Source organism: Dietzia sp. DQ11-44 (assembly GCF_014145205.1).
In the GTDB taxonomy this organism is placed as follows: Bacteria; Actinomycetota; Actinomycetes; order Mycobacteriales; family Mycobacteriaceae; genus Dietzia; species Dietzia natronolimnaea.
This window is the reverse complement of record NZ_JAALEC010000546.1, coordinates 1-10,136: the sequence shown is the minus strand read 5'-3', so window position 1 is coordinate 10,136 and position 10,136 is coordinate 1. Positions and strand designations below refer to the sequence as shown.

The window sequence follows — 10,136 nt, the reverse complement described above, 5'->3', positions numbered from 1 at the left end:
GTCTCCGCGCGGCGGGCCTCGGCGAGATGCTCCCGCACGAGGCATCCGATCCCGCCCCGCAGGCCGCGGGCGTCGCGGTCTGGTCGCGGTACCCGCTCTCGCCACCCGAGCGGGTCGCCGGATTCAGCCTGGGAGTCCTGCGCACGGACATGGCCGGTCCCGCGGGTCCGGTGACGGTGGTGGCGGCTCACCCCGTCGCGCCCGTGTTCGACGGTCCCGCCGCGGTCGAGGAGGCGGACCGTCTGAGGTGGTACCTCGGCGGGTTGCCCGGACCGGCCCCCGTGGTGGTGGGCGGCGACTTCAACGCCACCTGGGACCACGCCCGGTTCCGCGGACTGCGTGGGCTAGGGTACACCGATTCGGTCTCCGGCGGTGGCGACGGCTGGGTGCCCACGTGGCCAGCCGACGGGCGCGTCCCGCCACTGATCGGCATCGACCACGTGCTCGCGCGGGGAGCGTCGGCGGTGGGGGAGACCAGGACCGTCCGGGTGGGTGGCACCGATCACCTGGGCGTGATCGCGACGGTACGTCTTGCCGGGGACCGGGTCCGTTGACCTACGATGCGCACCATGAGTTCACGCATCCTGACAGCAGCGTCCGGCCTCGGTGCGGTCGCGCTCGCCGTGGTACTCGGAGGTTGTGGCGGGGCGACCGTGGAGGGGGAGGCGCCCGAGGTGGCCACGGAGTCCACCACGACGTCCGCCGCGTCGAGTACCCCGTTCGCCGAGGAGCGACCGGAGAAGCCCACCGGGCCCGTGACACCGCCCCCGCCGCCCGAGCCGCAGCCGGAACCGATGCCGGGGGAGCCCGCGCCGGAACCACGAGCGGACGACACCCCGGCGGCTGAGCCCGCTCCCGTCGCCCCCGGAGGCGGTGACTTCGTCGCGCTGCTGCAGAGGCAGGACGTCGCACTCCCCGAGGGCGTGGATCCGGTGGCCACCGCCGCGGAGGCGTGTGGCCGCTTCGACGGGGGCCAGCAGATGGACGAGGTCTCGGGGTGGCTCGGCGAGTACGGGCGGTTGGGCCCCGAGCAGCAGGGATTCTTCCTCGGCGCCGCCGTGGGTACCTACTGCCCCCAGAACTTCCCCAAGCTCGGCTGAGCCCGGCCGGTGTGAGCCCGGCGTCTCACATCCGGCTGTACTTGGCACGGCCCAGGGAGTAGACGCCGTACAACGCGATCCCGACGCCGGTCATGATGAGCAGGATCTGGCCGAACGGCTGCTCGCCGACCGTTCGCAGCGCGGCATCGAGTCCGCCCGCCTTCTCGGGATCCGCGGTCACGACCGCCGCGATCACCAGTCCGCCGAGGATGACCAGGGCGGCACCCTTGGCGATGTACCCGAGCTGACCGGAGACGACGATGGCCCGCCCGACGTGTCCGCCCCCGGTGCGTTCCAGGTCCTCGACGAACTTCTTGGTGGCGCCCTTGTAGACGTGATACGCGCCCACGCCGATGATCACGAGGCCCACCACGACGAGCGCGACCTTGCCCGGTGCGGAGCCGAGCAGTCCGGCGGTGGTACCGGACGCCGTCTCGGAATCCGAATCGGATCCACCGGAGGCGAACCGGGCGGTGGTCACGCCGAGAGCGAGGTAGACGGCGGCCTTGGCGCCCGCCTTGACCCTGTCCGAGGCCTCCTCCGATCCCAGGATCATCTCGATGACCTGCCAGAGACCGAGGGCGAGGAAGCCGATCGCGCCGACCCAGAGGAGGGCCTGGCCACCCGGTGCGGAGGCGATCTCGGCGAGGGCACCCGAGTTGGACGCCTCCTCTCCGCCCGATCCGGTCGCGATCCGGATGGCGATCCACCCGATGAGCAGGTGGAGGATCCCGTTCATGACGAAGCCCGCGCGGGCCAGCCACTCGAGGGCGGGATGGTCGACGGCGGAGCGGGCGGCGCCCTGAACGGAGCGAGGGGAACTGGGTGTCTTCATCTCAGCACTCTCCCACGAGCTCGGCTTCCCCACGACCTCGGCGGTTCACCACTCGATCTCGCCGAGGACGTCGTTCCGCCGACGGAGCTCGGCCAGCCGCTGTTCGGCCGCGCGGTGCTCCTCGGAGCGGCGGCGGGCCTGTTCGGCGAGTGCGTCCGCCTCGACCTCGGCCAGGAGGAGCTGGAGACGGTCCTTCTGTTCGCGCAGTGTCTCGACCGAGGTGTCCATCGCGATGAGCTTGCGTGAGCCCGCGCTGGCATGGAGGAACGGGTTCCGTTCGAGGATCAACCTCGCCTCCTCGGGGTCGAGCACCCGCGACAGCTTGAGCAGCACGGGGTAGCTCTCGCCGTCGCCGCCGGTTCCCGGTTCGTGATCCGGGTCCAGGGCGGCCGCGACCACCTTGAGTGGTCTGGCCCTCGGGGAGGCGCTCCGGAAGTCCACGTCGTCTGCGTCCACGAGCTCCCGACCCCTTCCGTTCCCCGCCTCCTGGCGTTCCCCGGTCCTGGGTCAACCGTAAACGCCCCGGCCACAGGGGCCGGGGCGTTTCAACGATTACGCGAGCTGCGGGATCAGCAGTCGTAGTACAGGTCGAACTCGTGCGGGTGCGGACGCAGGTTGACCGGGGCGATCTCCTTCTCCCGCTTGTACTCGATCCAGTTCTCGATCAGGTCCTCGGTGAACACGCCACCCGCGGTGAGGTACTCGTGATCGGCCTCGAGGCGGTCGAGCACCGCGGAAAGCGAGGTGGGGGCCTGCGGGATGTCGGCGGCCTCCTCCGGCGGGAGTTCGTAGAGGTCCTTGTCCACGGGGGCGTGCGGCTCGATCTTGTTCTTCACGCCGTCCAGGCCCGCCATCATCATCGCGGCGAACGCGAAGTACGGGTTGCCCGACGAGTCGGGACAGCGGAACTCGATGCGCTTGGCCTTGGGGTTGTTGCCCGTGATCGGGATACGGACACAGGCCGAGCGGTTGCGCTGCGAGTACACCAGGTTGATCGGCGCCTCGTAACCCGGGACGAGCCGGTGGTACGAGTTGATCGTGGGGTTGGTGAACGCGAGCAGGCTGGGCGCGTGGTGGAGGATGCCACCGATGTAGTAGCGGGCGACGTCCGACAGTCCCGCGTAGCCGGCCTCGTCGTGGAACAGCGGCTTGCCGTCCTTCCACAGCGACTGGTGGGCGTGCATGCCGGAGCCGTTGTCACCGAAGAGGGGCTTGGGCATGAAGGTCGCGGACTTGCCGTTCTTCCACGCGGTGTTCTTGACGATGTACTTGAAGAGCTGGATGTCGTCGGCCGCGTGCAGGAGCGTGTTGAACTTGTAGTTGATCTCCTGCTGGCCACCGGAGCCCACCTCGTGGTGGAAGCGCTCGAGCTCGAAGCCGGCGTTGGTGAGGTTGGTCGACATCTCGTCGCGCAGGTCGACGAAGTGGTCGTAGGGCGCCACCGGGAAGTACCCGCCCTTGGGGCGGACCTTGTACCCGAGGTTCGGTGAACCGTCGGCCTCGGACTCGGCTCCCGTGTTCCAGTTGCCGGCGATCGAGTCGACCTCGTAGAAGCCGTGGTTGGTGCCCGAGCCGTAGCGGACGGAGTCGAACACGAAGAACTCGGCCTCGGCACCGAAGAAGCAGGTGTCGGCGATGCCCGTGGAGATCAGGTACTCCTCGGCCTTGCGCGCGACGTTGCGGGGGTCGCGGCTGTAGGCCTCACGGGTGAAGGGGTCGTGCACGAAGCAGCTGATGTTCAGCGTCTTCGCCTTGCGGAACTGGTCGAGGCGAGCGGTCGACACGTCCGGCAGGAGCATCATGTCGGACTCGTGGATCGACTGGAACCCCCGGATGGACGAGCCGTCGAACGCCAGGCCGTCCTCCATCATGTCCTCGTCGAAAGCCGCGGCAGCGATCGTGAAGTGCTGCTCGGCGCCGGGCAGGTCGGTGAACCTGATGTCGACGTACTCGACGCCCTCGTCCTTGATGAACTTGATGACCTCGTCCGGAGTGGAGAATGCCACGATGTCGCTCCTCGTCTCTCTGTGCGACGGGCAACCGGTGCCGCCCGTCGTGCGGTGACCTCACGATATGGGCGAGGTGTTGCCCGGCCGTCAACCGAATGTTTCGGCAGTGTTACAGAGGCGGGCCGGGTGGTGTCCCTCCCAATAGGGGTCAGCTTAGTCAACCACTGCGGGGGAACGTCGACACGGGGATCGACCGGGCCCCGGTTACCCTGGGAACCATGCGTGAACTTGCAGGATCATGGCTGTCCGGCCCGACCTCGTCCGGCAACGAGCCGGAGCAGGCCTTCAAAGGTGAGCGGCTCGGGCTGCCCCGGTACGGCGAGGGCTCTCTCGCGCCGCTGGGGGTGCGTCTCGGCGCGCTACTGGTCGACTGGTTCCTGGCCTACGGGTTCGTGGGACTCGTCGTCACCCTCGGTGGACCGGGCCTGCTCGGAGGCGAGACGTTCTCCGCCGTGGCCAGTTGGGCGACTCCGCTGCTCTGGGGCCTGTCCGGCGTGGTGTGCGTCTGGCTCTTCGCCCAGACGCCCGGACAGGCACTCTTCGGGATCGGCACCGCACGGATCGACGCCGACGAGCGGGTCGGTGTCCTCCGTGCGATCGTCCGGGTCGCCTTCGTGTTCTTCCTGCTGCCTCCCCTCGTCCAGGACGAGGACGGCCGCGGCCTGCACGACAGGGCGACGGGTACGGCGCTGATCCGGACCCGGTGACCCCGGAGCTGGTCCCGGTGGGCCCGGTGGGCCCGGAGACGGATCCGGGGATCTGTTCGCGCTAACCCGTCGGCGCGGCCGGCGAGTGCGACCGGCGCGACCAGCGCGACCAGCGCGACCGGTGGGCGTGACGGGCTCCGGCCCCGGTCAGCCCCGTCGCCGGGCGCTGCGCTGCATGTTGCGGACCTTCGCGCCCTGGGGGAGCGGGCCCTTGGGCATCTGGTTCTGGATGCCGGTCTTGGTGCCCAGCGCACGCAACCGGGTGTCCAGGGCGTCGACCTTGGCGCGGTTGATGTTCATCGGGTAGCGGGTCAGGCGACGGTTGAGCTTGCGCAGCGGGACCTGTTCAGGGGTCGTCCCCTCCTCGTCGCCGACGATCAGCTCATAGATCGGGGTATCACCGACGACCCGGGCGACCTTCTTCTTCTCCTGCAGCATGAGTGGCTTGAGCCGGTGCGGCTGCCCCTCGCCCACGAGGACGATCCCGCATCGGCCGACCACGCGGTGCACGGCGTCGAAACTGGTCGTCGCCGCGACGGCCTGATTGACGCGCCAGCCCGATCGGAGCTGATCCAGTGCCCACGCCGCCGCACCGGGCTGTCCTTCGGCCTTCGCGAACACGGTGTTCTGGACGCGGCGGGAGAAGATCACCATCGCCAGCATCAGACCGGTGAGGACACCGAGTGGGAGCATCCACCACTCCCCGCCCCAGAGCGAACCCAGGAGGAAGAACGCGGCGGTGGAGAGGATCAACGCGCCGATCATCAGGGGCCACAGGAGTTTGTCCTGCTTGGACTGGATCTTCAGGGCCTCCCACATCTGCCCGCGCTGCGCTTTGCTCGCCTGCCGCCGTGCAGCCCGAGCCGCCTTCTTGTCCGCCTTGCTGACCTCGCTCTTCGCCATACCGTTCAGGATACGTGGCGGGGACCACCGTTCGGGAACCGCGGTTCGCCGCAGGGGTGGACAGGGCGAGCAGGACGGGTGGCGCGGCTGAGACGGCCGGGCGGCCCGGCTGAGACGGCCGGGTCGGACGTGGGCCCGCGGGGGGTCAGGCCCGGGCGCGCGCCAGCACGGACGAGGCCTCCTGCGAGGCGGCGCCCCCGGAGGTCAACTGCGCGAGGTGCTGCGGAACCTCCTGGCCGCGGTGTTCGAGAGCCTGGACGTAGAGGCGACCGGCCCGGTACGAGGACCGCACCAGTGGACCGGCCATGACCCCGGCGAAACCGATCTCGCGCGCCTGGTCGGACAACTCCACGAACTCCTCCGGCTTGACCCAGCGGTCGATGGGATGGTGCAGCGGACTGGGCCGGAGGTACTGGGTGATGGTGAGGATGTCGCACCCCGCGGAATGCAGGTCGATCATCGCGTCGACGATCTCCTCCGTGGTCTCACCCATCCCCAGGATGAGGTTGGACTTGGTGACCAGCCCGAAGTCACGGGCAGCGCGGATCACTCCGAGGGACCGGTCGAACCGGAACGCCGGCCTGATGCGCTTGAAGATCCGGGGGACCGTCTCCACGTTGTGCGCGAGCACCTCGGGCCGGGACTCGAAGACCTCCGCGAGCTGATCCGGATCCCCGTTGAAGTCGGGGATCAGGTTCTCGACGCCGGTGTTGGGGTTGAGTTCGTGGATCTTGCGGACCGTCTCCGCGTACAGCCACGCGCCACCGTCGTCGAGGTCGTCCCGGGCGACGCCGGTGATGGTCGAGTACCGCAGGCCCATCTCGCGAACGGACTCCGCCACGCGCCGCGGCTCGTCCCGGTCGAGGGCACTGGGCTTGCCCGTCGCGATCTGACAGAAGTCGCAGCGTCTCGTGCACTGTTCGCCGCCGATGAGGAAGGTGGCCTCGCGGTCCTCCCAACATTCGTAGATGTTGGGGCAGCCGGCCTCCTCGCACACCGTGTGCAGGCCGCCGGTCTTGACGAGGCCCTTGAGTTCCTTGTACTCGGGGCCCATCGTGGCCCGGGTCCGGATCCAGGAGGGCTTCCGCTCGATCGGCGTCTCGGCGTTGCGGGCCTCGATGCGGAGCAGTTTGCGGCCTTCGGGAGTGACAGTCACGGCCGCCAGCCTACGCTCGAATCACCCCACGGGTAGTCGACCGTCGAGCGCCTCCACCACGTCGGAGGTGACCTGGTCGAGGACCTCCGAGACGGGGACGTCCCGTCCGAGTTCGGCCGAGAGGGACGTGACCCCGGCGTCGACGATCCCGCAGGGGACGATCCGCGAGTATGCATCGAGATCACAGTCGCAGTTGAGCGCGAAACCGTGCATCGTCACCCCGCGCTGGACACGGATCCCGATGGCGGCGATCTTGCGCTCCGGCCGGCCGTCACCGGCCGGACACCACACCCCGGACCGGCCGTCCACCCGGTCGACCTCCACCCCCATCCGGGCGCACGTGGTGATGAGGGCCTGCTCCACCCGGCGGACGTACTCGACCACGTCGATGGGGTCCGACAGGGCGATGATCGGGTACCCGACCAGCTGCCCGGGTCCGTGCCAGGTGATCCGACCACCCCGGTCCACGTCGACGACGGGGGTCCCGTCGACCGGGCGATCCGACGGCTCCGTGCGCTTCCCGGCGGTGTACGTGGCCGGGTGTTCCAGGAGCAGGATCGTGTCCCCGCGGGCTCCGTCGGCACGCTCCTGCGCGAGCGTTCGCTGCAGCTCCCAGGTAGGGGTGTACTCGACGGTGCCGAGGCGGCGGATCTCCGGCTCGACCGGATCGCGGCGCAGGGACAGACCGGTGTGGGACATGCCGTCCACTCTAGGCCGAAGGATCTCGCAGACGACGACGGGCGCCCTCCCGGAGGAGGACGCCCGTCGCGCTGTCGTCGGGACCTACAGTCCGAGGTCTCCCTCGAACTCGGCCTTCTGCAGACGGTCCTTGACCGTGGTGAGGAAACGACCGGCGTCCGCACCGTCGATGAGACGGTGGTCGTAGGTCAGCGGCAGGTAGCCCATCGACCGGATGGCGATGGACTCGCCGTCGTCATCGGCGTCCACCACGGGGCGCCGCACGATCGCGCCGGTCCCCAGCATCGCCGCCTGCGGCGGCACGAGGATCGGGGTGTCGAACAGTGCACCCTCGCTCCCGATGTTGGTGATGGTGAACGTGCCCCCCTGGAGGTCGTCCGGGGTGAGCTTGGACGCCCGCGCCCGCTCCGCCAGGTCGATGATCGCCTTGGCGAGCCCCGGGATGTCCAGGTCCTGGGCGTCGCGGATGACCGGTGAGAGCAGCCCCGCCTCGGTGTCCACGGCGATGCCGAGGTTCACCGAACCGTGGTAGGTGATCTCGTTGGTGTCCTCGTCGTACGACGCGTTGACGTTCGGGTGCGAGACCAGGGCCTCGACCACCGCCTTGGCGTAGAACGGCAGGTAGGTGAGCTTGACGCCGTGCTCGTCCGCGAACCGGCTCTTGGTCCGGGCCCGCAGTTGCGCGACGCGGCTCATGTCCACCTCGAAGACCTGCGTGAGCTGCGCGCTGGTCTGCAGCGACTCGCGGGTCTTCTTGGCCGTGATCTTGCGGATCCGGTTGGCCTTCTTGGTGGTCCCGCGCAGCTCGGCCAGTTCGGGTCGCACTCCGGCCTTGGACGGGCCGCCTGCCGGGGCCTTCTTCTCCGCGGGGGCCTCGGTGCCGCCCTCGGCGCCACCCTCGGCCGCGGCGAGGACGTCCTGCTTACGGATGCGTCCGCCGATCCCGGTGCCCTTGACGGAGTCCAGGTCCACGCCGTGCTCCTGCGCGAGCTTGCGCACGAGCGGGGTGACATAGGGGGAGGTACCGGAGCCGGAGCCCGTGGCGCCGCCCTCGTTCTCCGCCCCGTTCTCCGCCGCGGCGAGCACGTCCTGCTTGCGGATGCGCCCACTGGCCCCGGTGCCCTCGACGGTCTCGAGGTCGACACCCTTCTCCTCGGCGAGCGTCCGGACCAACGGGGTGGGGGACGGCGAGGTGCCGGACTTGGCGGCCTCCGCCGGTTCGGCCCGCTCGCCCTGCGCGCCCGAGGATCCCGGGCCGTCGGCCGTGTCCGCGGACTTCTCGGCCTTGGCGGCGGCCTCCTTCGCCGCCTTCTTCTCGGTCTTCGGGGTCCCGCCCGCGGCGTCGTCCTGCTCAGCAGCGCCGGCAGCGTCGGTGGCATCGCCCTCCGCCTGCGCGGGGGCGTCGTCCGGACGGGTGGACTCGGCGGCGTCGGACGTCCCCTCGTCGTCCCGGTCGGAGGAGTCGCCGTCGCCGATGACGGCGAGGACGGCACCGACCTCGACGGTCTCGTCCTCGTCGGCGACGATCTTCTGCAGGGTGCCGGCGACGGGGGAGGGGATCTCGGTGTCGACCTTGTCGGTGGAGACCTCGAGCAGGGGCTCGTCCATCTCGACGGTGTCGCCCACGGCCTTGAGCCAGTTGGTGATGGTGCCCTCGGTGACGGATTCGCCGAGTTCGGGCATGGTGACCTCGGTGCCCTTGCCGCCCGAGCCCTTGCCGCCCGAGTCGCCGGAGGACGTCGCGGGCTTCTCGGCGGGTGCCTCGTCGGCCTCCTCCGCGGAGGTGTCGGCCTCGTCGGCATCGTCATCGGAGTCGTCGTCGACATCGTCGTCGGAGGACTCCTCCGCCGGCTCGTCGGCGTCGTCCGATCCACCGGAACCGTCGTCGATGACCGCGAGTTCTCCGCCGATCTCGACGGTCTCGTCCTCGTCGGCGACGATCTTGGACAGCGTGCCCGCGGCGGGCGACGGGATCTCGGTGTCGACCTTGTCGGTCGAGACCTCGAGCAACGGCTCGTCGACCTCGACGGTGTCCCCCTCCTTCTTGAGCCAGCGGGTGACGGTGCCCTCGCTGACGGATTCACCGAGAGCCGGCATCTGTACGGAGAAGGCCATGGTGTCGTGACTCCTCAAGAGTTCTGGGCGCTGCCCGCCGGCGCGATCCGCACCCGCGTGAGCGGCGACATGGTGGTGGGCTATCGATTCTTCGAGACGACCCGGGACGGAACCACTGTGGCGGCCCGCCCGGACGATCGACCCCCATTGTGCCCTGTGCCACCTACCGGTGTCGGCGGACGCTCCGATCCCGGCGTCTGTGGGCGCCCGATCCGCCCGGCGGCCGCGCCATCACCGGTGCTCGGGCTCGGTACGATCGATTCGGCGTAGACGGCCCCACCCCGGACGGGGGGCCGACGGGAGGAGACCGACAGTGGCGATCCGCGATCTTTTCCGGCGGCGGCAGACGCGGATCCCCGCGGATCCCGCCGACCTCGCCCACTTCCGATCCTGGTGCGAGACCCGGGTGGGGATCGAGGCGTACCTGGAGCCCGAGACCCTCGTGTCGGTGCCCGGGCTCCTCCTCGTCGCGTTCGACGGCGAGTGGACGCGACGCCCGGTGGGGGACGTGGCCACCGCGCGCAAGCTCGCCGACGAGCTCAAGATCCCCCTCTACGACGCGATGGAGACCGGGTACCCGGACCAGATGCGGCTCTTCGAGGAGGTCCGCAT

At 69.8% G+C, this 10,136-nt stretch carries 11 protein-coding genes; 4 read left to right on the top strand and 7 right to left on the bottom strand.

What is annotated here, in order from left to right; translation table 11 throughout:
• Together G6018_RS13230 and G6018_RS13225 are read left to right on the top strand one after the other, a co-directional pair.
• Nucleotides 1–554: endonuclease/exonuclease/phosphatase family protein (locus G6018_RS13230; RefSeq protein ID WP_182639852.1), on the top strand; the 554-nt coding region annotated here is incomplete at its 5' end.
• A gap of 15 nt (nt 555–569) precedes the next feature.
• Nucleotides 570–1,100 carry a DUF732 domain-containing protein gene (locus G6018_RS13225; RefSeq protein ID WP_241730614.1) on the top strand — a complete coding sequence of 177 codons (531 nt, stop codon included), beginning with the start codon at nt 570–572 and terminating at the stop codon, nt 1,098–1,100.
• A 25-nt stretch (nt 1,101–1,125) separates the two neighbouring features.
• On the opposite strand, the gene G6018_RS13220 is transcribed toward G6018_RS13225, so the two are convergent.
• The 3 genes from G6018_RS13220 to glnA form a co-directional block, all read right to left on the bottom strand.
• Entirely contained in the window at nt 1,126–1,935 is an 810-nt protein-coding gene (locus tag G6018_RS13220; RefSeq protein WP_182611208.1) for a DUF1206 domain-containing protein, read from the bottom strand.
• A 45-nt stretch (nt 1,936–1,980) separates the two neighbouring features.
• Entirely contained in the window at nt 1,981–2,391 is a 411-nt protein-coding gene (locus G6018_RS13215; RefSeq protein ID WP_179525013.1) for a hypothetical protein, read from the bottom strand.
• Nucleotides 2,392–2,504: 113 nt separating this feature from the next.
• Nucleotides 2,505–3,941, bottom strand: coding sequence for a type I glutamate--ammonia ligase (glnA, locus tag G6018_RS13210; RefSeq protein ID WP_179525014.1), 1,437 nt, complete (start codon nt 3,939–3,941; stop codon nt 2,505–2,507).
• Between the two features lie 221 nt (nt 3,942–4,162).
• Here glnA and G6018_RS13205 point away from each other — a divergent pair, with 221 nt between their 5' ends.
• The gene (locus G6018_RS13205) at nt 4,163–4,651 is read left to right on the top strand and encodes an RDD family protein (RefSeq protein WP_179525015.1); all 489 of its coding nucleotides are present in this window, start codon (nt 4,163–4,165) and stop codon (nt 4,649–4,651) included.
• Nucleotides 4,652–4,798: 147 nt separating this feature from the next.
• Here the strand turns inward: G6018_RS13205 and G6018_RS13200 are convergent, their stop codons facing one another.
• The 4 genes from G6018_RS13200 to sucB all read right to left on the bottom strand — a co-directional run bounded on the left by G6018_RS13200 (nt 4,799) and on the right by sucB (nt 9,524).
• Nucleotides 4,799–5,554, bottom strand: a complete 756-nt coding sequence (locus G6018_RS13200; protein ID WP_179525016.1) for a DUF4191 domain-containing protein — start codon at nt 5,552–5,554, stop codon at nt 4,799–4,801.
• Between the two features lie 145 nt (nt 5,555–5,699).
• Entirely contained in the window at nt 5,700–6,710 is a 1,011-nt protein-coding gene (lipA, locus tag G6018_RS13195) for a lipoyl synthase (RefSeq protein WP_182611207.1), read from the bottom strand.
• A 21-nt stretch (nt 6,711–6,731) separates the two neighbouring features.
• A complete protein-coding gene (lipB, locus tag G6018_RS13190; RefSeq protein ID WP_182611206.1) occupies nt 6,732–7,409 on the bottom strand; it encodes a lipoyl(octanoyl) transferase LipB in 678 nt (225 codons plus the stop codon).
• Nucleotides 7,410–7,493: 84 nt separating this feature from the next.
• Entirely contained in the window at nt 7,494–9,524 is a 2,031-nt protein-coding gene (sucB, locus tag G6018_RS13185; protein ID WP_182639851.1) for a 2-oxoglutarate dehydrogenase, E2 component, dihydrolipoamide succinyltransferase, read from the bottom strand.
• Nucleotides 9,525–9,837: 313 nt separating this feature from the next.
• On the opposite strand from sucB, the gene G6018_RS13180 reads away from it, so the two are divergent.
• The coding region (locus tag G6018_RS13180; protein ID WP_182639850.1) for an oxidoreductase at nt 9,838–10,136 on the top strand (299 nt) is incomplete at its 3' end.

Excerpts from the sequence above, each read along its gene's own strand:
- G6018_RS13225 (WP_241730614.1), top strand. The coding sequence starts at position 570 with ATGAGTTCACGCATCCTGACAGCAGCGTCCGGCCTCGGTGCGGTCGCG.
- G6018_RS13220 (WP_182611208.1), bottom strand. The coding sequence starts at position 1,935 with ATGAAGACACCCAGTTCCCCTCGCTCCGTTCAGGGCGCCGCCCGCTCC.
- G6018_RS13205 (WP_179525015.1), top strand. The coding sequence starts at position 4,163 with ATGCGTGAACTTGCAGGATCATGGCTGTCCGGCCCGACCTCGTCCGGC.
- G6018_RS13200 (WP_179525016.1), bottom strand. The coding sequence starts at position 5,554 with ATGGCGAAGAGCGAGGTCAGCAAGGCGGACAAGAAGGCGGCTCGGGCT.
- lipB (WP_182611206.1), bottom strand. The coding sequence starts at position 7,409 with ATGTCCCACACCGGTCTGTCCCTGCGCCGCGATCCGGTCGAGCCGGAG.
- sucB (WP_182639851.1), bottom strand. The coding sequence starts at position 9,524 with ATGGCCTTCTCCGTACAGATGCCGGCTCTCGGTGAATCCGTCAGCGAG.